Origin of the sequence: Roseateles noduli, from assembly GCF_050626985.1 — a bacterium.
GTDB classification, from domain to species: domain Bacteria; phylum Pseudomonadota; class Gammaproteobacteria; order Burkholderiales; family Burkholderiaceae_C; genus Roseateles; species Roseateles noduli_A.
In genome coordinates this window covers 547,032-572,208 of sequence record NZ_CP192463.1, presented here as the reverse complement: position 1 = coordinate 572,208, position 25,177 = coordinate 547,032, and the positions used below count along the sequence as shown (strand labels likewise).

The 25,177-nt window shown below is 70.2% G+C and carries 19 protein-coding genes; 8 read left to right on the top strand and 11 right to left on the bottom strand.

What is annotated here, in order from left to right:
- Nucleotides 1–97 precede the first annotated feature (97 nt).
- The 4 genes from ACQ4L4_RS02590 to ACQ4L4_RS02575 all read right to left on the bottom strand — a co-directional run bounded on the left by ACQ4L4_RS02590 (nt 98) and on the right by ACQ4L4_RS02575 (nt 4,871).
- Nucleotides 98–2,098, bottom strand: coding sequence for a TonB-dependent receptor (locus ACQ4L4_RS02590; RefSeq protein ID WP_431102640.1), 2,001 nt, complete (start codon nt 2,096–2,098; stop codon nt 98–100).
- A gap of 417 nt (nt 2,099–2,515) precedes the next feature.
- Nucleotides 2,516–3,622, bottom strand: coding sequence for an enoyl-CoA hydratase/isomerase family protein (locus ACQ4L4_RS02585; RefSeq protein WP_431102639.1), 1,107 nt, complete (start codon nt 3,620–3,622; stop codon nt 2,516–2,518).
- Nucleotides 3,619–3,762, bottom strand: a complete 144-nt coding sequence (locus ACQ4L4_RS02580) for a hypothetical protein (protein WP_431102637.1) — start codon at nt 3,760–3,762, stop codon at nt 3,619–3,621. Before ACQ4L4_RS02580 ends, ACQ4L4_RS02585 begins: the two co-directional genes overlap by 4 nt.
- 44 nt (nt 3,763–3,806) lie before the next feature.
- Nucleotides 3,807–4,871, bottom strand: a complete 1,065-nt coding sequence (locus ACQ4L4_RS02575; RefSeq protein WP_431102636.1) for an isoaspartyl peptidase/L-asparaginase family protein — start codon at nt 4,869–4,871, stop codon at nt 3,807–3,809.
- A 260-nt stretch (nt 4,872–5,131) separates the two neighbouring features.
- On the opposite strand from ACQ4L4_RS02575, the gene ACQ4L4_RS02570 reads away from it, so the two are divergent.
- The 4 genes from ACQ4L4_RS02570 to ACQ4L4_RS02555 all read left to right on the top strand — a co-directional run bounded on the left by ACQ4L4_RS02570 (nt 5,132) and on the right by ACQ4L4_RS02555 (nt 9,180).
- The gene (locus tag ACQ4L4_RS02570) at nt 5,132–6,310 is read left to right on the top strand and encodes an acyl-CoA dehydrogenase family protein (protein ID WP_088405453.1); all 1,179 of its coding nucleotides are present in this window, start codon (nt 5,132–5,134) and stop codon (nt 6,308–6,310) included.
- A gap of 15 nt (nt 6,311–6,325) precedes the next feature.
- Nucleotides 6,326–7,447, top strand: a complete 1,122-nt coding sequence (locus ACQ4L4_RS02565; RefSeq protein WP_431102635.1) for an acyl-CoA dehydrogenase family protein — start codon at nt 6,326–6,328, stop codon at nt 7,445–7,447.
- A 144-nt stretch (nt 7,448–7,591) separates the two neighbouring features.
- A complete protein-coding gene (locus ACQ4L4_RS02560) occupies nt 7,592–8,140 on the top strand; it encodes a DUF3617 domain-containing protein (protein WP_431102634.1) in 549 nt (182 codons plus the stop codon).
- Between the two features lie 92 nt (nt 8,141–8,232).
- The gene (locus ACQ4L4_RS02555; RefSeq protein ID WP_431104851.1) at nt 8,233–9,180 is read left to right on the top strand and encodes a P1 family peptidase; all 948 of its coding nucleotides are present in this window, start codon (nt 8,233–8,235) and stop codon (nt 9,178–9,180) included.
- A 76-nt stretch (nt 9,181–9,256) separates the two neighbouring features.
- On the opposite strand, the gene ACQ4L4_RS02550 is transcribed toward ACQ4L4_RS02555, so the two are convergent.
- Entirely contained in the window at nt 9,257–10,246 is a 990-nt protein-coding gene (locus tag ACQ4L4_RS02550; RefSeq protein ID WP_431102632.1) for a hypothetical protein, read from the bottom strand.
- Nucleotides 10,247–10,302: 56 nt separating this feature from the next.
- Between ACQ4L4_RS02550 and ACQ4L4_RS02545 the strand changes: the two genes are divergently transcribed.
- From ACQ4L4_RS02545 to ileS, 4 genes are all read left to right on the top strand, one after another.
- The gene (locus ACQ4L4_RS02545) at nt 10,303–11,106 is read left to right on the top strand and encodes a pseudouridine synthase (protein WP_431102631.1); all 804 of its coding nucleotides are present in this window, start codon (nt 10,303–10,305) and stop codon (nt 11,104–11,106) included.
- Between the two features lie 165 nt (nt 11,107–11,271).
- Entirely contained in the window at nt 11,272–13,107 is a 1,836-nt protein-coding gene (locus tag ACQ4L4_RS02540) for an ATP-binding protein (RefSeq protein ID WP_431102630.1), read from the top strand.
- 88 nt (nt 13,108–13,195) lie between these two features.
- The gene (locus ACQ4L4_RS02535; RefSeq protein WP_431102629.1) at nt 13,196–14,284 is read left to right on the top strand and encodes a bifunctional riboflavin kinase/FAD synthetase; all 1,089 of its coding nucleotides are present in this window, start codon (nt 13,196–13,198) and stop codon (nt 14,282–14,284) included.
- A 149-nt stretch (nt 14,285–14,433) separates the two neighbouring features.
- Nucleotides 14,434–17,313, top strand: coding sequence for an isoleucine--tRNA ligase (gene ileS, locus ACQ4L4_RS02530; protein WP_431102628.1), 2,880 nt, complete (start codon nt 14,434–14,436; stop codon nt 17,311–17,313).
- A 121-nt stretch (nt 17,314–17,434) separates the two neighbouring features.
- On the opposite strand, the gene ACQ4L4_RS02525 is transcribed toward ileS, so the two are convergent.
- From ACQ4L4_RS02525 to ACQ4L4_RS02500, 6 genes are all read right to left on the bottom strand, one after another.
- Nucleotides 17,435–19,144: a trypsin-like serine protease gene (locus ACQ4L4_RS02525; RefSeq protein WP_431102627.1), complete on the bottom strand. Its 1,710-nt coding sequence runs from the start codon at nt 19,142–19,144 to the stop codon at nt 17,435–17,437.
- 88 nt (nt 19,145–19,232) lie between these two features.
- Nucleotides 19,233–20,054, bottom strand: coding sequence for a hydroxypyruvate isomerase family protein (locus tag ACQ4L4_RS02520; RefSeq protein WP_431102626.1), 822 nt, complete (start codon nt 20,052–20,054; stop codon nt 19,233–19,235).
- Nucleotides 20,055–20,333: 279 nt separating this feature from the next.
- Nucleotides 20,334–20,570 (bottom strand): YbdD/YjiX family protein, encoded by a 237-nt coding sequence (locus ACQ4L4_RS02515; protein ID WP_297523945.1) that lies wholly within the window; start codon nt 20,568–20,570, stop codon nt 20,334–20,336.
- On the bottom strand, nt 20,563–22,641 hold the full coding sequence (locus ACQ4L4_RS02510) for a carbon starvation CstA family protein (RefSeq protein WP_431102625.1): 2,079 nt from the start codon (nt 22,639–22,641) through the stop codon (nt 20,563–20,565). The genes ACQ4L4_RS02515 and ACQ4L4_RS02510 overlap by 8 nt, the downstream gene beginning before the upstream one ends.
- 257 nt (nt 22,642–22,898) lie before the next feature.
- The gene (locus ACQ4L4_RS02505; protein ID WP_431102624.1) at nt 22,899–23,624 is read right to left on the bottom strand and encodes a response regulator; all 726 of its coding nucleotides are present in this window, start codon (nt 23,622–23,624) and stop codon (nt 22,899–22,901) included.
- Nucleotides 23,621–25,039, bottom strand: coding sequence for a cache domain-containing protein (locus ACQ4L4_RS02500; RefSeq protein WP_431102623.1), 1,419 nt, complete (start codon nt 25,037–25,039; stop codon nt 23,621–23,623). Before ACQ4L4_RS02500 ends, ACQ4L4_RS02505 begins: the two co-directional genes overlap by 4 nt.
- Between the last annotated feature and the right edge of the window lie 138 nt (nt 25,040–25,177).

The following is a 25,177-nucleotide window of genomic DNA, read 5'->3' as shown; positions in this document are numbered from 1 at the left end:
TCGATTCCCTCCGAAGGGCGTTCTGATGGGGGGCGTTGATTGAAGTAGGTCAGTCCCCCTGCGTCTACGCAGAAGAGGTCATTGATTCAGCGCAGCGTCAGAAGCTGCGGCGCAGCGTGACGCGCACGGTGCGCGGTTCGGCCGGATGCACGTGGCGATCGGCGACCGGTGCGGCCTCGCCGGGCAGCTGCGACTCGTAGTAGTACTCGATGTCGTTGACCTTGCGGTCGAAGAGATTGAAAACGTCCAGCGTCAGCTCGGTCTTCGTGCCGAAGCGCCGGCTCACGCGCAGGTTGGTCGTCAGCGACGAATGCGAGCGGACGCTGTTGTCCTCGATCAGCGCGCCGCTGCCCAGGTAGCGCCATTGCAGGCTCGCCGACCAGGGCCCGAGTTCCCGCACCGTCACGCCCATCGAGGCGACCTTGTCGACCGCATTGGGAATGCGATTGCCAGCCGGATCGGCGTCGGAGAAACGCGCGTGCGTCCACGCGAGATCCGCATCGATCAGCAGCCAGGGCAGTGGCACGTAGCGGTTGTTCCACTCGATGCCGCGCCGCCGGCTCGGCCGGTTGGCCTCGGTCGCGCCGGCGTCGCCGACATAGACCAGCTCCGAATCGAAGTCCAGCTTCCACAGCGCCACCGAGCTCTGAAGCCCGGGCACGATCTCGCTGCGCAGGCCGAGCTCGTAGCCCCTGGCCTTCACCAGGCCCTGCGCCGGATCGATCGCGCTGGTCACCCCGCGCGCGTCGTTGCTGTGGAAGCCGCGGCCGGCGTTGACGAACAGCTCCGTCTTCGCCCAAGGTCCCAGCACCAGCGAGAACTTCGGCGACACCAGCGTCTCGCGCGCATTGCCGGAGTTGCCTCCCCCAGCGCGGTGGTCCACGCGGAAGCGCCCCTGGTCGGCGCGCACGCCGAGCACCGAACGCGCCCACGGCGCGAGCTCGACGCTGGTCTGGCCGTACACGCCGGACAGCGTCTCGCGCACGTCGTCGTCGCGCGTCGTGTCGGTCGCCGGATCGACGACCACGCGCGCCACCGTCTTGAACAGCCCCAACCGCGCCCGGTCCTGGCGCACCTGGAAGCCGAACTCGGAACGCGCCGGCAGGCCGCCGAGCACGTGGTCGAACGCGTGACTGCCGCTCAGGCCGTAGACCTTGCGGTCGTCCTTCTGCGCGAACTGGTCGCCCACGTCGGGGCGCTCCATCGCGTAGGTGAAGTTGGAATACAGCGCCAGTTGATAGGCCATCGCATAGGCGGCCAGTCGCGTGCTGCTGCCCTCGGCATCGCGCTGCCATTCGGCGGACAGGCTGCTGCGGCGCGTGTCGCCGCCGTCGCTCGGGTCGACCGCATCGAAGCGCCCGAAGGGCCGCCCCTCGAAGCGGCCCGCATCGATCAGCCGCTGCGGCACCTGGTCCGTCGAGGTCCAGTCCGCGCGGTAGTCCATCAGCCCGATGCGCCAGCGGTCGGCCCCGGTGCCGCCCGTGCCCGCGGTGCCGCCCGACAGGCTCAGCACCACGTTGCGACGGCTCAGGTCTTCCGGCAGCTTCCACGGACCGTCGTTGCGCATGCCCTCCGCGGCGCCGAGCAGCTGCATGCCGCCGCCGATGTCCGTCGATCCGGCCGCCAAGGCGCGCCGGTACTTGCCCTCCCCCAGCGTGAGCGCGACGAAGGGATCGTCGAGCCGGCGGAAGTAGCCGATGTCCGCCGACCCCGCGGCTGCGAAGTCGCCGTTGCCGGCGAAGTACGGCCCCTTGCGGTAGTCGATGCGCTCGACCAGTTCCGGGATCAGGAAGTTGAGGTCCGAGTAGCCCTGCCCGTGCGCATGGCTGGGCATGTTGACCGGCAGTCCCATGACCGACGTGGCGAAGTCGGTCCCGTGGTCCAGGTTGAAGCCGCGCAGGAAGTACTGGTTGGCCTTTCCGTCGCCGCTGTGCTGCGTGACGATCAACCCCGGCACGAACTCGAGCACTTCGCCGGTCCGCAGCGCCGGGCGGCTCTTCAGCAGTTCGGCGCGAACGGCACCCTGCGAGGCGGCGTCCGTCGTGCCGATGGCGTTGTCGTAGTGACGGCCGCTGAGCTCGACGCGATCCAGCGTCACGGGCTCCGCCCTGGCGACCTGGACTGGCCTCGAGGGCGGGCTCGGTGTCGGGGTCAGGTCTTGCATCGGCGAAGCCGACTTGGCCTGTGGCACGTCCGCGCTCCCTGGAATCTGGGCACACGCGTGGCCGCAGACCGCCAACACCACCGCGCCGATGCGCGCCCTGTTCGCGGCCCTGGGCCCTCGCCTGATCGTCATCCGTCCGTCGCTCCGAAATCCATCCGCACGGGAGGTGCGAAGTGCGGCGACTCTAGGCGGGCGCTGTGAAGGTTCTCTGAAAACGCGGGGGTCGGGTTTTGCCCGTCACTCACGTGGGGGACAACGCGGGCGATGGGCGACCCGCGGCGTCATCCGCCAGCCCGTCGAACCGCCGGCGGGCCGGTCGAGCCGACGAGCCGACGGACCTCGATCAGTCGATCAGTCGAGCCCGCGCAGCGGGTGCTCGGCGGCCGTCCAGGGGCTCTGGAAGAAGGCCTCGACGTCGGCGCGCGTCACGTCCTCGACGCGGGCCGGGTGCCATTTCGGCGCGTGGTCCTTGTCGATGGCCAGCGCGCGCACGCCCTCGACCGTCTCGCTGGCGGCGCCGGGCCGGAGGTGGAAGCAGTGATGCACCAGATCGCGCTCCATGCGCAGGTCGTCGGCCAGGCTCATCGACGCGGCGCGCCGGATCTGCTCCAGCGTCACCGCCATCATCAGCGGCGAGCGCTGCTTCAGCGTCGCCAGCGTGTGCTGCGCCCAGGGATCGGCGTCCGCCTCGAGCGAGGCGAACAGCGCCGGCACCGAAGCCGCCGAGAAGTGCCTGTTGATCAGCGCGCGCGAGTTCCAGTGCTCGGCGACCGGCGCCAGGTCCACGCGTTCCATCACCGTCGCGACCACGTGCTCGGCGCTGTCCTGCACGCCGGTGCGGAACGCCTCGACGATCGCCGGGAGCTCGCTGCTCTGGACGAAGACATCGCCCAGGCCGAGCTCGATCGCGTCGCCCGCGCCGATGACCTGGCCGGTCAGCGCCAGCCACTCGCCGCTGCGGCCGGGGCAGCGGGACAGGAAGTAGCCGCCGCCGACGTCCGGGAACAGGCCGATGTTGGTCTCGGGCATCGCGAGCCTGGAGTGCTCCGTCAGCACGCGCAGCCGCGCGCCCTGGCTGATGCCCATGCCGCCGCCCATCACCACGCCGTCCATCAGCGCGATGAAGGGCTTGGGGAACTGGTGGATCAGGTGGTTGAGCGCGTATTCCTCGGTGAAGAACGCGTCCAGCGCATCGTCACCGGCGAGCGCGGCCTGGTGGAAGAAGCGGATGTCGCCCCCGGCGCAGAACGCCGCGGGTTTGCCCTCGCGCCCCGCGCCCATCAAGGCGACGGCCTGGATCGCGGGATCCCGGGCCCACGCGGTCAGCAGCGCGGTCATGTCGCGGATCATGGCCAGCGACAGCGCGTTCAGCGCCTGCGGACGGTTCAAGGTGATCAGGCCCAGGCAGCCGTTGACCTCGGCCAGGACCTGCCCTTCGGATTGCAGCGACGGAATCACAGCGACATCTCTCCACTCGTAGAAGCTGCCGGGCGGCGCCACGCGGCCAGCAGCTCATTGCCTATCAATGCGGCCAGCACCATAACACCGCCGAGCCGCGCGGCCCGCCGCATCAGCGGGACGGCGACACGCTGGCTCATGGCATCGGTCGACCTCATCCGGCCCCGTTCATGTTCGTCCGTCCTCATTCTTCCTGGTAGATGCCGACCACCGGCGCGCCGCCGGCCTCGACCCAGCCGCGGTACATGCCTTCGGTGTTGAAGCCGAGCCAGACGTTGCCCAGCGTGTCGACCGCGATCAGGCCGCCGTCGCCGTCCACCGTCGGCAGCTCGTCGAACACGACGCGCGCACAGGCCTCCGCCAGCGGCAGGCCGCCGATGCGCATCAGCGCGCCGACCTCGTGGGCCGCGGCGGCGCGGATGAAGGCCTCCCCGGTGCCCGTGCAGGAGACGGCGACGCTGCGGTCGTCCGCATAACAGCCGGCGCCGGGGATCGGCGAATCGCCGACGCGACCCGGCCGCTTGTTGGTCATCCCGCCGGTGGAGGTCGCCGCGGCGAGGTGGCCCGCCGCGTCGCGCACCACCGCGCCGACGGTGCCGAACTTGGTCTGCTCGTCGATGGGGCCGCCGGCGGTCCCGGGCACGGCGCCCGCATCGGCGAGCGCCTGCTGCCCGTCGTGATCCAGCACCTGGCCGAGCGCCGACGCCCTCGCCTTCTCCAGTTGCGCCAGCCGCTGCGGCGTGCCGAACCAGTCCGGCGCCACGCGCTCCAGGCCCTGCTCGAAGGCGAAGGTGTCCGCCGCCGTGCCGACCAGCAGCACGTGGCCGCTATGCGCCATCACCGCCCGCGCCGCGAGCACCGGATTGCGCACCCGCGTCACGCCGGCCACGGCGCCGGCGCCGCGATTGCGGCCGTCCATCACGCTGGCGTCGAGCTCATGCCGCTGGTCCGCCGTGTAGACCGAGCCCTTGCCGGCGTTGAAGAGCTCGCACTCTTCGAGCCGGCGCACGGCCTCCACCGCCACGTCCATCGCCGCGTCGCCGCGCGCCAGGCGGGACGCGCCGTCGGCCAGGATCTCCGCCAGCGCGGCGCGGTAACGCGCCTCCATGTCCGCGCTCATGCCGGCGCGGCGGATCGTGCCCGCGCCGCCGTGGATGGCGAGCACCGGCCGCGGCAGGGACGTCGCGAACAAGCTGGGAAGCGCGGTCGAGGTGGAGGGCGCGGTCGAGGTCGGGAGCGAGGCGGTCATGGCGGATCTTCGGAGCCCGGAAGCCGCGCATTCTCCCCCCACCCCCGGGATGCCCCTGGCTTTGTCCCGGTCGGGACAGGAAAAAATCGAACGCTCGTGCTAAAACCCGCCGCAGTCCGCAAGGACCACGACCAGTTCAACAAACGCCCGTAGCCTCGATCTGGGATGCACCGTCAGGCGCCAACCGCAGCCATGGCCCGGCCATGGCGAGGATTTGCAACGACGCGGGGCGCCCAAGGCGGGGCTGCGGAGGAGACGACATGGACCTCAACTTCACGCCTGAAGAGCAGGCCTTCCGGGCCGACATCCGCCAGTGGGTGGCCGAGCATCTTCCGAAGGACATCAGCCACAAGGTGCACAACGCGCTGCGGCTGAACAAGGACGATCTGCAGCGCTGGGCGCGCATCCTGGGCAAGCAGGGCTGGCACGGCTGGGCCTGGCCGAAGCAGTTCGGCGGCCCGGGCTGGAACGCCGTGCAGCGCCACCTGTTCGAAGAGGAATGCGCGCTGGCCGGCGCGCCGCGCGTCGTGCCCTTCGGGCCGGTGATGGTGGCGCCGGTGATCATGGCCTTCGGCTCGCGCGAGCAGCAGGAGCGCCACCTCCCCGGCATCATGAGCGGCGACGTCTGGTGGAGCCAGGGCTACAGCGAACCGGGCTCCGGGTCGGACCTGGCCTCGGTGAAGACGCGCGCCGAACGCCGCGGCGACACCTACGTCGTCAACGGCCAGAAGACCTGGACCACGCTGGGCCAGTACGGCGACTGGATCTTCTGCCTCGTGCGCACCGACACCAGCGTCAAGCCGCAGGCCGGCATCTCCTTCCTGCTGATCGACATGAAGTCGCCGGGCGTGACCGTGCGCCCGATCACCATGCTCGACGGCGAGCACGAGGTGAACGAGGTCTTCTTCGACGACGTGGTGGTCCCCGCGGAGAACCTGGTCGGCGAGGAGAACAAGGGCTGGACCTACGCCAAGTACCTGCTCGCGCACGAGCGCACCAACATCGCCGACGTCAACCGCGGCAAGCGCGAGCTGGAACGCCTCAAGCGCATCGCCAAGGCCGAGGGCGTCTACGACGACCCACGCTTCCGCGACCAGATCGCGTTGCTGGAGGTGGACATCGTCGCGCTCGAGATGATGGTGCTGCGCGTGCTGTCGGCCGAGTCCAGCGGCAAGCAGTCGCTGGACGTCGCCGGCCTGCTGAAGATCCGCGGCAGCGAGATCCAGCAGCGCTACACCGAGCTGATGATGCTGGCCGCCGGGCCGTATTCGACGCCTTTCATCCAGGAAGCGATGGAGGCCGGCTGGCAGGGCGACCAGGTCGGCGCGGCCCACTGCGCGCCGCTGGCGAGCCACTACTTCAACTATCGCAAGACGACGATCTACGGCGGCTCGAACGAGGTGCAACGCAACATCGTCGCGCAGACGGTTCTGGGCTGAGGCAGGAGACACGACATGGATTTCGATTTCACCGAAGACCAGAACTCGCTGCGCGACGCGGTGCGGCGCTATGTGGACAAGGACTACGGCTTCGAGCAGCGCCGCGCGATCGTGAAGGCGGGCGGCTTCTCGCGCGAGGCGTGGAACGCGCTGGCCGGACTGGGACTGACCGCGCTGGCCGTGCCCGAAGCGCATGGCGGCCTGGGTTTCGGCCCGGCCGAGGCGATGGTCGTGATGGAAGAGCTGGGCCGCGGGCTGGTGATGGAGCCGTATGCGCAGGGCGGGCTGGTCGCGCCGGCCGTGCTCGCGCACGCCGGCGATGACGTTCAAGGCGAGTGGCTGCCGCGCATCGCGGGCGGCGAAGCACTGGTCGTGCTGGCGCATCAGGAGCGCAAGGCGCGCTACCGGCTCGACGTCTGCGACACGCTCGCGACCGCCGATCACCGCTTGACCGGCGCGAAGAGCGTCGTCCCCGCGGGCGACTCGGCCGACGCGTTCATCGTGCCGGCATGCGCGGGCGGCGCCGGCGCGAACATCGCGCTGTACCTCGTCGCGAAGGACGCGGCGGGCGTCGCGCTGCGCGGATATGCGCTGCACGACGGCTCGCGCGCCGCCGAACTCACGCTCCAGGACACGCCCGCCACACTGCTGGTCGGGCCGGACCGCGGGCTCGCGGTGCTGGAGCACGCCGTCGACATCGCCATCGCCGCGCAGGCCGCGGAAGCGGTCGGTGCGATGGACCGCTTCGTCGCGTTGACGGCGGACTACCTGAACACGCGCAAGCAGTTCGGCGTCGCCATCGCGAGCTTCCAGGCGCTGCGCCACCGCATGGCCGACATCAAGATGCAGCTGGAGCTGGCGCGCTCGATGAGCTACTTCGCCACGCTCAAGCTGAACGAGCCGCCGGACGCGCGCCGCCGCGCGATCTCGCAGGCCAAGGTGCAGCTGGGTCAGTCGATGCGCTTCGTCGGCCAGCAGTGCACGCAGTTGCACGGCGGCATCGGCGTGACCGACGAGTACATCGGCAGCCACTACTTCAAGCGCCTGGCCGTCATGGAGATGCAGTACGGCGACTCGCTGCACCACCTCGGCGAGGTGAGTGCGCGCATGCAGGACACGGCCGGCGTCTTCGCCTGACGCAGCGGCGATTCGGGCGCACCGCGTCGTTGGAAATCCTCGCCATAGCGCTGCTATGGCTCCGGTTTCCGCCTAGCGGTGCATCCCGACTCGCCGCTGCGTACACTGGCGTGGCTCGCCCCTCCTGCGGCGAGGGAGCCTGCCATGTCTTTCGCCCCCTCCTCCCTGATCGTCGGCCTGCTGCTCGCGGCCGGCGTCGTGTCCGCCTCCGCCCAGGACTTCAAGCCCGGGTTGTGGGAGATCAAGCAGAAGCCCCAGCTCGATCCGCAGCGTCAGGCGCAGATGGAGCAGATGCAGAAGCAGATGGCGGCGCTGCCGCCCGAGCAGCGCAAGCAGATGGAATCGATGATGTCGCAGCACGGCGTCAGCATGAACTTCCAAGGCGGCGAGCTGACGCTCAAATCCTGCGTCACGAAGGAACAGGCCGACCGCGCCGCGATGCCCCGCACCGACGGCAAGTGCGAACACGACAGCAAGCGCACCGGCGACACGATGCTGGTGAACTTCCGCTGCACCAATCCGGCCTCGGAAGGGACCAACGAGATCACCTTCCTCGGCCCGGACCATTACAAGACCAAGAGCGAGATCCGCGCGCAGCGCGACGGCAAGACCGAGGTGATCCGTTCCACCGGCGAAGCCCGCTACCTGGGCAGCGACTGCGGCTCGCTGAAGCCGCAGGGTGGCAAGCCTTGAGCGGATCACCGACCGGCGCTTTGACCGGTGGCTTGCCTGACGGGTTGCCCGGCTCGTTGTCCGACGCGGTGTCCGACGCATTGCACGACGCGTTGCCCGAAGCATCGCCCGACGCCGGCGCCCTGTGCGACGTTGCCGGCCTGAAGGTCGGCCACTTCACGCATCCGTCGGTGCCCACCGGCTGCAGCGTCGTGCTGTGCGAGGCCGGCGCGACCGCCGGCGTCGATGTGCGCGGCGCCGCGCCGGGCACGCGCGACCTCGAACTGCTCCGTCCCGAGAACACCGTGCAGCAGGTCCACGCGATCCTGCTGACCGGCGGCAGCGCATTCGGCCTCGCCGCCGCGGACGGCGTGATGCGCTGGCTCGAGGAACGGGGACACGGCTTCCGTGTCGGCCAGGTGCGGGTGCCCATCGTGCCGGCCGCGGTGCTCTTCGATCTCTGGCTGCACGGGGCGCAGACCGCGCCCGATGCGGCGGCCGGCCGCGCGGCCTGCGACGCGGCATCGGCCGATGAGCGCTCGCGCGGACGCATCGGTGCCGGCACCGGCGCGACGGTGGGCAAGCTGCTGGGCGTCGAGCGCTCGATGCCGGGCGGACTGGGTATGGCCTCCGTCCGCATCGGCGGCGTGACGCTGTCGGCGATGGTGGCGGTGAACGCGGTGGGCGACGTCGTCGATCCGCGCGGCGGCGAGGTGATCGCGGGCTCGCGCGGCGCGGACGGCCGGCCGCGATCGACGGTCCAGGCGCTCCTTGACGGCGAACGCCCCGGCGGTGCGCTGCAGGGCAGCGCCACGACGATCGGCGTCATCGCGACCGATGCGCGCCTGACGAAGGCGCAAGCCACCAAGCTGGCCCAGATCGCGCACGACGGCCTGGCGCGCGCGATCCAGCCGGTTCACACGGTGATGGACGGGGACGTGATGTTCGCGCTCGCCACCGGCGCCGCCGACGTCGACGGCGACATGACGTTGCTCGGTGGGGTTGCCGCGGAAGTGGTGGCGCGCGCGATCGTGGACGCGGTCCGGGATCAGTCGCGCTGAGGGTCCGCTCTGGTTTGAGAACCCCGGCCGGCTGTCAGCCTTCCATCCCCGCGACCCGCGCCGGACGGTTCATTGGTCAAGGCAGATCCCGCGCCTCCAGCATCAGGCGGCCGAAGGCCATCAGTGACGCGAGGTCCTCGGGCCGGAACAGCTCCGGGCCGCGATCGCGACGGATGCTCAGGCATTCGTCCAGCACGACATCCTGCAGTTCGTCCGCGAAGATCGGGAAGCGGCGATGCACCTCGAGCAAGGCGTGGGCGGCCGCGAACGTGGCGCCGGTGTGCTGCCCCTGCGCGCACTGGAACGCCACGTGCGCCGTGGACGCCGTGCGGGCCAGATGCACGCTGGTGTCGAGCAATCGCTGGGGCGAAATGGGCTCGTCGTCGTCCACGTGCACCCGGATCCAGTCCAGCGACAGGGACAGGTCGCGCGGCGCATCGCCATCCGCGGCCGGGGTCTGCCGACCGGGCTGGAGGCTGAGCTCGATCTTGCGGACATGGTCTTCGGCCGCGCCCGGCCCCACGCCGCGCAACGGGGTCTCGCGCCCCTTCCGCGCAAAACGGGCGACCCCGTCCTCATTGACGAAGGCCGACTTGTCGCCGTCCAGGGGACTCGCGTGTGCAGGCTGTCTGTCCTTCGACGATCGAAGATCCACCACGCAGCCGATCTGGTGCTTCACGCAGGCACGGGCAAAACACAGCGCCTCCTGGACGGTCGGCGAGGCCATCAGCACCGGACCGTCGCGCAGGCGGCTGGCGTGGGGCAGCCCGTCGCCCAGCAGCGTCTCCTCGTTGAGATGGGCCGGCGTGCGCGAGCCCGCCGGCGCGCGGGGACAGCGCGGCAGCGTCGCTGTTTCGGCTCCCAACTGGTCGTGGAGGCGCCGGCCCTCGACATGATTGCCGGCCTGATTGCCGGCCTGAGCGTCGACCTGAGCGTGGGGGTCGACCTGCCCGTTGAAGGAGATGGAGGTGCGTTGGACGATGGATGGCATGGCGGCGAGGACCGGTTCGGAGGTGCCGTGTAGGTGCTCCTCACGTCCCCACCCATCCCACTGACGAACGTCCAACGTTGACATCGCTCAATTCCTGAACACATTCGCCCGCGAAGCGACAATTCCTCCCCATGACCTCGAGTTCCGCAATCTCCAACAAGTCCGCCAAGCCGGTGGCCCTCGCCCAGATCCTCTTCAGCCAGGGCTTCGGCACCCGCCGGCACTGCGCCGCGCTGGTCCACCACGGGCTGGTCTCGATCGGCGGCACGGTCGTCGACGATCCGCACCAGGCCTTCGACACCGCCGGCCTCGTCTTCGAGGTGGAAGGCCAGACCTGGCCCTACCACGACAAGGCGCTGATCCTCCTGTACAAGCCGGCCGGCTACGAGTGCTCGCGCAAGCCGAGCCACCATCCGAGCGTGTTCTCGCTGCTGCCCGAGCCGGTGCGCAACCGCGACATCCAGCCCGTGGGTCGCCTCGACGAGGACACCACCGGCCTGCTGCTGCTGACCGACGACGGTCCGCTGCAGCACAAGCTGACCAGCCCGAAGTACCACGTGCCCAAGCTCTACCAGGCGGTCTGCAAGGCCGATGTGGACGAGGAACAGCTGCGCCGGCTCGTCGCCGGCGTGCTGCTGGAGGAACGCAACCCCAAGCTCGCCGAGGAACCGGTGCGGGCGGTCTCTGCCGAACGCCTGCCCGACGGGCGCCTGCAGATGGCGCTCACCGAGGGCCGTTATCACCAGGCCAAGCGGATGGTGGCCGCGGTCGGCAACCGGGTGATGAGCCTGCACCGGCAGCGCATCGGCGCGCTGGAACTGCCGGCCGAGCTGAAGGAAGGCGGCTGGATGTGGCTCGACGAGCGTCAGCGCGAGCTCGCCATGTCCGAACCGCCGTCCGGCCCCGGCACTTCGGCGCCCGGCTCGGCCGGCTGACCCGGGGTCCGCGCCCCGGGGCGTCGCCGGACAGCGCCCATTCGCGGGAAGTCCCCGAGTCCATGGGGCGCCATCCTTGGGTAGAAACGCGCCACCGAAGCGCCGCCCTGGAGCAGCGCCAGCAGCAGGAGCCGCATCGGTCGGACACCTCGCCGACCGGGTCGTATGGGAATTTCAGACATCGCACATCACGAGGACAGCGCCGCCAGCGTGGCGATCCAGGTCCGGGCCGAGCGCCTGAGCAGCCTGCAGGCCCGCGTGGCCATGCCCGCGGCCGTGGGCGCGCTGTTCGGCCTGCTGCCGGTCGTGCTGCTGTGGCCGCACCTGCCCGTCGTGGACCTGCTGGGCTGGCTGGGGGCGCGCTGGATCATCTCGCTGTGGCGCACGGTCCAGGCCCGACGCTTCCTCGCCCTGCCGCTGCGGGAGCGCGCCTCGCCGCGCGAGGAGCGGCGCTACCTGGCCGGACTCGGACTCGACGGCCTGGCCTGGGGCGTGATCGGCGCCCTCTTCGCCACCCCCAACCTGCCGGAGATCGACGGCGCGGTCATGACGACACTGGTCGGCCTGGTCGCCTTCACGATGGTGTCGCTGGGCCACTGGGCGCGCGGGCAGGCGCTGTTCGCCTCGCTGGTGATCGCGCCGCTGGCGATCCGGCTCGCGCTGCAGGGCGGCGTGACCGGCTGGCTCAGCGTCGGCGGACTGGCGATGTTCTGGCTGCTGACGGTCCTGGAGTCCCGCCGCATCGAGGCCGGCACGCTGGAACTGCTGCGCCTGCGCTTCGAGCAGGCCCGCCTGGCCGAGCAGCGCCGCCTGGCGCTCAACGCCGCCGAGGAGACCAGCAGCAGCAAGAGCCGCTTCGTCGCGGTGATGAGCCACGAGATCCGCACGCCGCTCAACGGCATCATCGGCATGACCCAGTTGCTGGAGCGCGGCGACCTCAGCGCGCAGCAGCGCGAGCAGGTCGAGATCGTGCGCCGCTCCGGCCGGCACCTGCTGACGCTGGTCAACGACATCCTGGACCTGGCGCGCATCGAATCCGGCAAGCTGGTCGTCGAGGCGCGGCCCTTCGACATCCGCGAGGTCGCCGGCGACGTCGCCCGGCTGCTGGGCGAGTCCGCGCGGGCCAAGGGACTGGACTTCACGCTGAGCGTCGCGCCGCAGCTCCCCGCCCGGGCGATGGGCGACGCCTCGCGCATCCAGCAGGTGCTGCACAACCTGGTGGGCAACGCCATCAAGTTCACCGACCACGGCCGTGTCGGGCTCGAGGTCTCGTCGGTGCTGGACATGCGCGCCGGCACCCTGCTCCACTTCGCGGTCCGGGACACCGGCGACGGCATCCCGGCGGACCAGCTCGAACGCATCTTCGCGCCCTTCGAGCAGGCGGGCGGCCCCGGCACGGACCGCGCCCGCCGCGACGGCGCCGGCCTCGGGCTGACGATCTCCCGCGAGATCGCCCGGGCCATGGGCGGCGACCTGCGCTGCGCGTCGGCGCCGGGCCAGGGCTCGGTATTCGAGTTCACGCTGCCGCTGCAGGCCTGCGCCGCCGAGGCCGCCGCCCCGACGCGCGCCCCGTCCGCCGGCACGCCGCCGCCGCTGCCGCGACTGGAAGGCCGCGTGCTGCTGGTCGACGACAGTCCGGTCAACCTGCTGGTCGCCACGACGATGCTGGAGCGCTGCGGCCTGCGCGTCGTGCCGGCCGAGCACGGGCGCGAGGCGCTCGAGTTGTTGCGCGCCCAGCGCTTCGACCTCGTGCTGATGGACTGCCACATGCCCGAGCTGGACGGTTATGCGACCACGACCGCGTGGCGGCAGGAGGAGGCGCGCCGGCTGCTGCCGCGCACGCCGGTGGTCGCGCTGACCGCCAGCACCGTCGACGAGGACCGCGCCCGCTGCCTGGCCAGCGGCATGGACGGTCTGCTGGTCAAGCCGTTCGAGATGGACGAGCTGCTGGCCGTCGTCGCGCAGCACCTGCCCGGCGCGCCGGCCGCCGCGGCCGCCTGATCGGCGCCTGATCCATCGGATCCGCCAGATCCGCCCGAATCCACGCATCGGCGGCGGCGCCTCGCGCGGCGGCTGATAATCCCCGCCCATGCAGGTTTTCCGCGGCTTCCACCATCCCGGCATCGCGGCGCAATGCGCGCTGACGATCGGCAACTTCGACGGCGTCCATCGCGGCCATCAGGCCATGCTGGCGCTGCTGCTGTCGGAGGCCCGCCACCGCGGCCTGCCGACCTGCGTGCTCAGCTTCGAGCCGCACCCGCGCGACTTCTTCGCCAGGAAGCTCGGCAAGCCCGAACTGGCGCCGGCGCGCATCGCCACGCTGCGCGACAAGCTCCAGGAGCTGGAGCGCTGCGGCATCGACCAAGTCGTGGTGCTGCGCTTCGACGAGGCGCTGGCCTCGCTGCCGGCGCAGGACTTCATCCAGCAGGTGCTGGTCGACGGACTGGGGACGAAGTACGTGCTCGTCGGCGACGACTTCCGCTTCGGCGCCAAGCGCCAGGGTGACTACGCGACGCTGGATGCCGCGGGGCAGCGCCTGGGCTTCGACGTCGCGCGGATGATGAGCTACGAGGTGCACGGCCTGCGGGTGTCCAGCTCCGCCGTGCGCGAGGCGCTGGCCGCCGGCGACATGGACGGCGCCGCGCGGCTGATGGGACGGCCATACGCGATCTCCGGCCACGTGATCCACGGCCAGAAACTGGGACGCCAGCTGGCGGAGACCGCGCCCGGCCGGGGCGACGGTTTCCGCACGCTGAACCTGAGGTTCGACCACGACAAGCCGGCGGCGCACGGGATCTTCGCCGTGCGCGTGCACGGGCTCGACGGCCAGGACCGCCATGATGGCCAAGCGGGCGGCCAGGGCGGCGGCATCGTGCTGGACGGCGTCGCCTCGCTGGGCGTGCGACCGACGGTGGAGGACGCCGGCCGCGTGCTGCTGGAGGTCCATGCGCTGGACTGGCCGGCGGCGCTGGCCGACCGCCTGGGCCCGGGCGAGGCCTACGGTAAACTCGTGCGCGTGGAACTCCTGCACAAACTGCGTGACGAAGCCCGTTTCGACGGTCTGGACGCCCTGACCGCCGCGATCCGCGAGGACGTCCGCCAGGCACGCGCGTACTTCGCCGAACCGGCGACGACCCACGCCGCCGTCCGCCGCCAGACCACCCGCGACCGAATTTGAAGGGCTGAGCACCCGATCGCTCATCTCGACCGCTCATCTCGACCGCTCAGCCGGCGCGCGGGCCCGCCTCTTGTGCCTCCTGCCCCACCGCGCCACCCCTCTTCTCTCGCGGCCCCGTCCACCGGCCGCCTCCTTCGATTGCCGCCGCCATGACCGACGATTCCAAGTCCAACCCCTTGTCCGACGACAAGTCGGGTGCCAAACCTGACTACCGCTCGACGCTGAACCTGCCCGACACCCCGTTCCCCATGCGCGGCGACCTGCCCAAGCGCGAGCCGGGCTGGGTCCAGGAATGGGAAGACCAGGGCGTCTACCAGCGCCTGCGCGTCGCGCGCCAGGGCAAGCCGAAGTTCGTGCTGCACGACGGCCCGCCCTACGCCAACGGCCAGATCCACATGGGTCACGCGGTCAACAAGATCCTGAAGGACATGATCGTCAAGGCGCGTCAGCTCGAGGGCTTCGACGCCGCCTACATCCCGGGCTGGGACTGCCACGGCCTGCCGATCGAGAACCAGATCGAGAAGACCTTCGGCCGCGGCCTGCCGCGCGACGAGGTGCAGGCGAAGAGCCGCGCCTACGCCACCGAGCAGATCGACCAGCAGCGCCTGGACTTCAAGCGCCTGGGCGTGCTCGGCGACTGGGACCATCCGTACCGGACGATGGACTTCAAGAACGAGGCCGGCGAGCTGCGCGTGCTGAAGCGCCTGTTCGAGCGCGGCTTCGTCTACCGCGGCCTGAAGCCGGTGTACTGGTGCTTCGACTGCGGCTCCTCGCTGGCCGAGTTCGAGATCGAGTACGCCGACAAGGATTCCCCGGCCGTCGACGTCGCCTTCCTGAGCGCGGAACCGGAGAAGCTGGCCGCAGCCTTCGGCGTGCCGACGCTGGACAAGGAGGCGTTCACCGTCATCTGGACGACGACGCCCTGGACCATCCCCGCCAACCAGGCGCTGAACCTGAACCCGGAGCTGCCGTACGCGCTGGTCGACACGGAGCGCGGCTACTTCGTCGTGGCCGAGGCGCTGGTCGAGAAGTGCCTGGCCCGCTGGGGCATCGAGGGCAAGACCGTCGCGGTCACGCCGGGCAAGTCGCTGGAGCTGCTGAAGTTCAAGCACCCGCTCGCGCACGTGCACCCGGGCTTCGACCGCGAGAGCCCCGTCTACCTGGCCGACTACGCCACCGCCGACGACGGCACCGGCGTGGTCCACTCGGCGCCGGCCTACGGCGTGGACGACTTCAACTCGTGCATCGCGCACGGCCTGGCGTTCAAGGACATCCTGAACCCGGTGCAGGGCAACGGCGTCTATGAGGCCGAGCTGCCGCTGTTCGGCGGCCAGCACATCTGGAAGGCCAACCCGGTGATCGCCGCGGCGCTGCAGGACGCCGGCCGCCTGATGGCGCACAGCAAGATCCGCCACAGCTATCCGCACTGCTGGCGTCACAAGTCGCCGGTGATCTACCGCGCGGCCGCGCAGTGGTTCGTCCGCATGGACGAGGGCGACGGCGTGTTCACCGTCGACAAGGCCGACAAGACCCTGCGCCAGCTGGCGCTGGACGCGATCGAGCAGACCAGCTTCTATCCCGAGAACGGCAAGACGCGCCTGCACGACATGATCGCCGGCCGGCCCGACTGGTGCATCTCGCGCCAGCGCAGCTGGGGCGTGCCGCTGCCGATCTTCCTGCACAAGGACAGCGGCCAGCCGCATCCGAAGACGCTCGAATTCATCGAGCGCGCCGCGCAACTGGTCGAGGCCGGCGGCATCGAGGCCTGGTCCAAGCTGGACCCGGCCGAGTGGCTGGGCGATGAAGCCGCGCAGTACTCGAAGGGCCAGGACATCCTGGACGTGTGGTTCGACTCGGGCTCCACCTTCCAGCACGTGCTCAAGGGCTCGCACGCCGGCGCTGCGCACGAGACCGGCCCGGAGGCCGACCTCTACCTCGAGGGCCATGACCAGCATCGCGGCTGGTTCCACTCGTCGCTGCTGATCTCCTGCGCGATCAACGGCCGCGCGCCCTACCGCGGCCTGCTGACCCACGGCTTCACCGTGGACAGCAAGGGCCGCAAGATGAGCAAGTCGCTGGGCAACGGCGTCGACCCCCAGGAGACCAGCAAGAAGCTGGGCGCCGAGATCATCCGGCTGTGGGTGGCGGCGTCCGACTATTCGGGCGACATCGCCGGCGACGAGAAGATCCTGGCGCGCGTCGTGGACGGTTATCGCCGCATCCGCAACACGCTGCGTTTCCTGCTGGCCAACACCTCGGACTTCGACGCGGCGACGGATGCCGTGCCGCTGGACCAGTTGCTGGAGGCGGACCGCTACGCGCTGGCCCGCGCCGCGCAGTTCCAGGAGGAGATCCTGGCGCATTACCAGCGCTATGAGTTCCACCCGGTGGTGGCCAAGCTGCAGGTGTACTGCTCGGAGGACCTGGGCGCGTTCTACCTGGACGTGCTGAAGGACCGGCTGTACACGAGCGCGCCGAAGTCGGCGGCCCGCCGCTCGGCGCAGACGGCGCTGTGGCACATCACGAACGCGATGCTGCGCTGGATGGCGCCGTTCCTCAGCTTCACCGCCGAAGAGGCGTGGAAGGTCTTCGCGGGCAAGCAGGCCGGCGACACGATCTTCACCGAGACCTACTGGTCCGTCGGCGTCGCGCACGACGACGGACTGATCGCGAAGTGGAATCGCATCCACGAGATCCGTGACGCGGTGAACAAGGCGATCGAGGAAGTCCGCACGACCGGCGCGATCGGTTCGTCGCTGCAGGCCGAGGTCGCGCTGGGCGTGAACGCCGAGGACCTCGCCCTGCTGAACAGCCTGGGCGACGACCTGAAGTTCGTGCTGATCACGTCGGCGGCGAGCGTGACGCTGGCCGGCGAGCTGAGCATCACGGTGACGCCGTCGACCCATCAGAAGTGCGAGCGCTGCTGGCACTACCGCGCGGATGTCGGCGCCAATCCGGCGCATCCGACGATCTGCGGGCGGTGCGAGAGCAATCTCTACGGCGAAGGCGAAGCACGAACGATCGCGTGAGCGTGGCCGTGATGGCGGACCTGCTGAGGCGCTGATGGGCTGATGCGGTGAATCGCTGTCGAATCAAGCCGCCAGGCCCTGCGCCTTGGCGGCTTTTTTTCGCCCGGATCGTCCGCTCAGCTCAGAGCGTGTCCAGGTCGACGTCGATCTCGATCAGTTGATCGAAGGCCCGGTCCGTCCAGCCACGCGCCTGGAGCGTCACGCGACCGCGGTGGAGACCGGCGGGCAGCTGGGGGTTGTCCTCCCGATGGAAGCGCACCATCACCCGCCCCGCCGACCGCCGCTGGCAGGTGACGGCATCCTCCATGCGCGTCATCTGCCCGCTGCAGAGCGGATCGCGCTGCGCTCGCAGCACGACCTGCCGGTCCCGCTGCGTCACGGCATCGCGGACGGTCACGTCAATCCGGCTGGGAAGCTGGCTGCCACTCCACAGGCCGGTCGCCGGTCCCCACGCCCGCGGCTGCGGCAGCACCGTGTAATAGACCGGGCCATGGGCCGCGAGCTCGGCCAGGTTGGGCGAGACGTAGGCGGCCGTGGTGGAGACCTGACCCCGCAGCAGGTGCCGGACGTCGACATGGAGGGTCACGCGCTCCTGACGGGATCGATCCGACCAGGACAACGCCTCGACATCAAAGCGGCCGACGTACGCGCCGGGCTTCAAGCCGGGGTTGTCCTCCGCTCGAAACGCCACCTTCAAGCGGTTGTCCCGCGAGCCGGGGCACGGCACCGCATCGTCGATCGGCGTGCGGCGGCATCCGGCATCCCGAACCGCGCGGAGCCGGACCTGGGCGGTCGCGCCGGTGCGGGATTCCCTCACATCCACCGTGATCCAGCTCATCCCCGCCGTGCCCGACCATCGCCCCACGGCCGGACCGGCGGCGCCCGCCTGCGGCGGAATGACGAAGAAGACAGCGGGGCCCGACGGATCGTGGGCATGGTTTCGCGAGACGAAGGGGGCGGAAGCGGTCACCGACATGCGCTGCGACTGCAGCACGGCGCCCGGAAAGATGCCCGCGATCCAGGCCGCGTGGCGCGACACCTGCGGGGACATCGCCTGGACGGGCCTCGTCGTGCCTCCGGCGGTCATCCCCGACAACAGCCAATAGCCATCCTGCAGGCGCCACCAGGCGGAGCCGCTGTCGCCCCTGAACGGGAACGCCCAGGACGTACCGGCATTCACCGGGTCATAGCTCGTGTAGATGCCCCGACCTTCGGAGAAGGGACGGCTGATGACCGCTTCGCCTGCCATGCGGCGGTCCTCCCTGGGCAGGTCAAGACGCGTCATGCCCACGCCCGTCAGTCCGTATCCGGCGAAGTGGACGGTCTCCCGGGCCTGCAGATCCGTTTCGGAGATCGTCGGTCGCTCCAGGGGCCTGCCCGCGGCATCGACGGGCGTGGCCCACCGGGGCAATCGCAGCACGGCGATGTCCTCGGCATAGTCCCAGCGCGGTGCGGCATCCGCGGACTGGGGCGGCTTGAACGCCCAACCCGGTCCCGCGGCCACGACGTGGCCGTACCAGTCCTGGAACGTCTGGCGGATGGCCTTCGCCTGGCCGCTGCTCGAGTCGATGCAATGAGCGGCCGTCAAGAGGTAGGTGTGGGGCCCCTGCTCGCCCAACCAGGTGGCCGTGCATCGGTCGATCCAACCCGTGGTCAGGAACTGTGCCGACAGACTGCGCGCACGAAGCTTCGCGGCGACAAGAGGGAAGGTCTGGTCCACCGCTCCCAGGTTCCCGCCGAGCTCGACGAATTTCGCCTCGTTGATGATCAAGGCATGCGCCGTCGGAACGACGGTCAAGCCGCCGACCAGGGCGAATGCCAGCCCCGACATCGGGACGACGATGCCCCCTCTAAAAAATCTCACCGCGACTCCTCGCTTGGAAATGGAGCCGCTCAGTAGATGGCGGGGGCAACCTGTGTCAGGCGTTTTCCCGTCGAGTCGGGAACAACCAGCCGAGACCGGCGCTGGTACCGCCAGGGACCGCGCCGCGCCAGGGTCGATATTCGCAACCGATCCAGCCGTCCCATCCGGTCGCCGCCGCGATCTCGTCGATCGCGGCAAGGGCCCCTCGCCAATCGAGCGAGCCTTCATCCGGCTCGTGCCGGTCCGGGACGCCCGCGATCTGGAAGTGCCCCACACGCCCCGTCGGCAAGTACCGGCGCACCTGCGCGACCACGTCGCCTTCGACGCGCGCGCAGTGGTACAGGTCCATCTGCACCTTCAGGTTCGATGCACCGACACGCTCAACAATCGCGTGCGCCTCGTCCTGCCGCTGCAGCAGGTAGCCGGGGATGTCGTGCGGATTGATGGGCTCGATCGTCAGCCCGATACCGGCGCTCGCAGCCTGCGCCGCGGCCCAATGCAGCCGCTCCTCGTAGCGCGCAATCGCCGCATCGCGGTCGCTCCCCTCAGGCAGCAGCCCGGCCAGCACATGCACGCGCGGCGCGACAACCGCCGAGGCATAGGCGAGCGCACGCTCGATGGACTCGCGGAACTCCCGTTCGCGGCCCTCGACCGACCCCAGGCCCCGATCCCCCGCCGCCCAGTCGCCCGGTGGGGCGTTGATCAGCACGATGTCCAATCCCTCGGAAGACGCGCGGGCGCGCAGCTCGGCCGCAGGGACGTCGTAGGGGAACAGACACTCCACAGCCTTGAACCCATCCCGCGCAGCAGCCGAGAAGCGATCGAGGAACGGCAGCTCCTGGTACAGGAAACTCAGGTTGGCAGCGAAGCGGGGCATGCCCCGTAGTGTCACCGAGCAACGGCGCAAAGTCGCCCGGGGCCGGCGGAGCGGCCTCGCCGGGGCACCAACTCGCTCCGCTCACCTGCGGTTCGCTGTGCTCGAACAGACGGTGCCCCAAGTCAGCCCCAGGGCTCGGCCACTCCGCCGGCCCCGGGCGACCTTGCGCCTATCGACGATTCAAGCGCTTGTCGACGATTCAAGCGCCTATCGACGATTCAAGCGCCTATCGACGATTCAAGCGGACGCAGACGTCCGGTGCCCGCCTGTTGTCGATGCTCAGCAGCAGCGGCCGGTGCGGGAGCTGTAGCGAGCCTCCTGACGCTCGCGGAAGAAGGCTTCGTAGCTCAGCGGCGCCTGGTCGGGATGCGTGCGGGCCATGTGCGCCAGATAGGCGCCGTAGTCCGCGCCGATCAGTTGCTGGCGCACGCCTCGGGCCATGTAGCGGCCGGCCTGCAGCACGTCCGAGGCCGCCGACAACGCGGCCTGGGCCGCTTCCGCCGCCTGCTTAAGCATGACCGCCCGCCGTCGCGCCTTCGGGCATGCGCTCGAACGGCGTCTCTTGCACCGACGGCCTGCGCTCGGCTCGCGCCTTCAGCACCGCCTTCACGCTGTAGACGAGCACGCTCACGACCACGAACATGAAGAGCGCGCACAGCGCCGCGTCGAGGCGGTCGTTGAAGATCACGCGCTCCATCGCCTCCAGGCTCTTGGCCGGTGCCAGCACCTTGCCCGCCGCCAGCGAATCCGCGTACTTCGCGGCATGCGCCAGGAAGCCCACCTTCGGGTCGTCGCTGAAGATCTTCTGCCAGCCCGCCGTCATCGTGCAGATCAGCAGCCAGGCCGCCGGCAGGATCGTCGTCCAGGCGTAGCGGTCCTTCTTCATCTTGAACAGCACCACCGTGCCCAGCAGCAGCGCCACCGCGGCCAGCATCTGGTTGGCGATGCCGAACAGCGGCCACAGCGTGTTAATGCCGCCCAGCGGATCCACCACGCCCTGGTACAGGAAGTAGCCCCAGGCCGCCACGCACAGGCCGGTGGCGATCAGGTTGGCGGGCAGCGACTCGGTGCGCTTCAGGGCCGGGACGAAGGTGCCCAGCAGGTCCTGCAGCATGAAGCGGCCGGCGCGCGTGCCGGCGTCGACGGCGGTCAGGATGAACAGCGCCTCGAACAGGATCGCGAAGTGGTACCAGAAGGCCATCATCGCCTTGCCGCCGACCACCTGGTGCAGGATGTGGGCCATGCCCACCGCCAGCGTCGGTGCGCCGCCGGCGCGCGCGAGGATGGTGTTCTCGCCGACGTCCTTGGCCGTCTGCACCAGCATCTCCGGCGTGATCACGAAGCCCCAGGTGGACAGCGTCGCGGCCACCTGGTCCGGCGTCGAGCCCACCAGCGCGGCCGGGCTGTTCATCGCGAAGTAGACGCCCGGCTCGATGCACGAGGCCGCCACCAGCGCCATCACGGCGACGAAGGATTCCGCCAGCATGCCGCCGTAGCCGATGAAGCGCGCATTGACCTCGTTGTCCAGCATCTTGGGCGTCGTGCCCGAGCTGATCAGCGCGTGGAAGCCCGACACCGCGCCGCAGGCGATGGTGATGAACAGGAACGGGAACAGGTTGCCCGACCACACCGGGCCGTTGCCGGCCGCGAACTGGGTGAACGACGGCATCTGCATCGGCGGCGCGACGATCACGATGCCGATGGCCAGCGCGATGATCGTGCCGATCTTCAGGAACGTGGACAGGTAGTCGCGGGGCGCCAGCAGCAGCCACACCGGGATGCTGGCGGCGACGAAGCCGTAGCCGATCAGCATCCACGTCAGCGCCTTGCCGTCGTAGGTGAACAGCGGCGCCCACGCGGGGCTCTCATGCACCCACTGGCCGCCGATGATGGCCAGCATCAGCAGCACGAAGCCGATGATGGAGACCTCGCCGATGCGGCCCGGACGGATGAATCTCAGGTACACGCCCATGAACAGCGCGACCGGGATGGTCGCCGCCACGGTGAATGTGCCCCAGGGCGAATCGGCCAGCGCCTTCACGACGATCAGCGCGAGCACCGCCAGGATGATGATCATGATCATGAACGCGCCGAACAGCGCGATCACGCCGGGCACCGTGCCCATCTCCTGCTTGACCAGGTCGCCCAGCGAGCGGCCGTCGCGGCGCGTGGAGATGAACAGCACGATGAAGTCCTGCACCGCGCCGGCGAAGATCACGCCGGCCAGGATCCAGAGCAGCCCCGGCAGGTAGCCCATCTGCGCGGCCAGCACCGGACCGACCAGCGGGCCAGCGCCAGCGATCGCCGCGAAGTGGTGGCCGTACAGCACGTACTTGTGGGTCGGAACGAAGTCCAGGCCGTCGTTGTATTTCCAGGCGGGGGTCTTGCGGGTGGGGTCCAGTCCCAGGACCTTGGTGGCCAGGAACAGGCTGTAGTAGCGGTAGCCGATCAGGTACACGCAGATCGCCGCGACGACGACCCACAGCGCGCTCACCGCCTCGCCGTTGGCCAGCGCCACGGTGGCCAGGGCAAAGGCCCCGAGGATGGCCACGCCCGCCCAGGCGAGGTGGCGACTCATGTTTGACATCGATGTCTCCTTTTATCGTCGCGCGCCCGGCGCCCATGAAGAGCGACGACACGCGCGGGCTGTCTTGCGGCGGCAGTTTCCGTTCCTGTGCGCTTTCGCACATCCGTCGCGTGGACTAGCCGACCGGCGTAGGAGCGCTTAAGTGGAAACCCTCGGCGACGTCGCATGACACCCATGGCGGGCGCCTTCGCAGGACACCCCGCGTCCGCGGAGCGAAGCGATGGCGATGGCGATGGCGATGGGCCCGGGCCCGGGCCTCAGGTGTCGTCCCGATGCAGCCCGCGCGCGTGCTCGACCGCGTAGCGGATCAGTTCCGCCTGGCCTTCCAGGTCGAGCTTGCGCTTGATGTTCTGGCGATGGGTCTCGACGGTCCTCACGGACAGGTCGAGCGCCCGGGCGATCTGCTTGCTGGATTCGCCGCGGGCCAGCGCGGAGAGGATCTCGCTCTCGCGCGGCGAGAGGATGGGCCGCGGCTGCTGCGTGCGGAACATCCGCTTGGAAACGCCCGGGCTGAGGAATGTGCCGCCGGCCGCGACCGCGTCGATCGCGGCCACGATCTCGCCCGCCGGCGCATCCTTGAGGACATATCCCCGCGCGCCGGCCTGCAGCGCGCGCTGCACGTACTCGGGGTTGTCGTACATGCTGTACATCAGGACGCGCAGGTCGGGCGCGCGATCCAGCATGGTCTGCGCGAGCTGGATGCCGTTGTGGCCCTTCAGGCCCACATCCAGCAGCACCACCTGCGGCTGCGTGGCGATCAGCATCATCATCGCCTCCTCCGCGGTGCCGGCCTCGCCGACGACGAGGTAGCGCGCCTCGCCCTGCAGCCGCGAGCGCACGCCCTCGCGGACCAGCGGGTGGTCGTCGACCAGCAGGATGCGGACGGGCGCGGACGCGCCGGCCGATGCGGCGGCCGCGGTGGTTGTCGCGGTGGTTGTCGCGGTGGTTGTCGCGGTGGTGCTGGAGGAAGGATCGGCACTCATGGCACGGGATTGTCGCGCGCCAGGCGGCTGATCGCCGACGCCGGCACGATGGCCTCCACCTGCGTGCCGTGGCCCGGGCTGGACTGCAGGTCCAGCACCCCGCCGACCGACGCCATCCGCTCGCGCATGTTGCGCAGGCCGATGCCCTGGCTGGGGTCGGCGCGCTCGGCGTCGGCGGGATCGAAGCCGGCACCGTCGTCGAGCACGCGCAGCAGCACCGTGCCGGTGTCGCCGCGCACCGCCTCCGGCGCGAACTCCAGCGTCATCTCCACGCGCGCCGCGCCGGCGTGCTTGGCGACATTCGTCAACGCCTCCTGCGCGACGCGGAACAGCACCGTGTTGAGCAGCTCCGGCAGCTCGCGCGGCGCGCCGGTGACGCGCAGGGCCACCGGCACCGCGCCCGCCTCGTCGAACTCGCGCGCGAGATGCTCCAGCGCCGCCGGCAGCCCCAGCGTGTCGAGCAGCGCCGGGCGCAGGCGGTGGGACAGGCCGCGCACCTCGCTCAGGCTGGCGTTGAGCCGCTCCAGCGCGCGCGGCAGCAGCGCGGTCGAGCCCGCCTGCTGCGCCGATTCGATCAGCAGCTTCGTCGAGACCAGCGTCTGGCTGACGCCGTCGTGCAGCTCGCGCGACAGGTGCGCGCGTTCGTCCTCCTGAGAACGCACCACGTCGTGCGCCAGCGCGCGCAGCCGCGCCTCGGACTGCCGGTGTTCGCTGAGGTTCAGCGCCAGCGCGCAGGCGCTGATCAACGCGACGCCGAACACCGCGATCGCGGCGATGCCCCACATCGTCCGCGCGATGTTGGCCTGCGCCTCGCGGTCGAGCTGCTCGAGCGTCGCGCGGATGCCGTCGAGGTACAGGCCCGTGCCCAGCATCCAGTTCCAGCGCTCCATCGCGACGACGTAGCCCAGCTTGGGCGCCATCTCGCCGCTGGACGGCTTGCGCCAGAGGTACTCGACATAACCGCCGCCGGCCTTGGCCTGTCCGACCAGCTGCTGGATCGTCGGCCGGCCCAGCGGATCGCGCAGGCCCCACAGGTCGCGGCCGAGCAGCTCCGGCTGGCGCGAATGCATCAGCACCTTGCCCTGCAGGTCGTAGACGAAGAAGTAGCCGTCCTCGCCGTAGTCGAGCGAGGACAGCAGCCGCAGCGCCTCGCGCTTGTCGCGCTCGATATCGGCGTCGGTGGCGCGGGCGGCGAGCGCGGGCGAGCGCTCGTACAGCGGCTGCAGCGTGCTGACGGCCAGCTCCACGTAATGGCGCAGCTCGTCGCGGCGCGCGTCCATGTAGGCGCGCTGCACGGCGGCGTGCTCGCGCTCGAGCAGCTCGCGCTCCTGCTGGCGCACCGCCACCGCGATCAGCAGCAGCGAGGCGACCAGCGGCAGGAGCGCCAGCAGCAGGATCTTCAGGCGCAGTCTCATGGGGTCATCATCGGAACGTCGTCGGAACGTCGTCGGAACGTCATCGGATCGGCTTCGGGGGAAGCGCTCCGGTGCCGCACTCTAGCCGCACGGCGCGGCCTCGGCGGGGCGCTACAGTTGCGGGTTCCGTCCGACGTC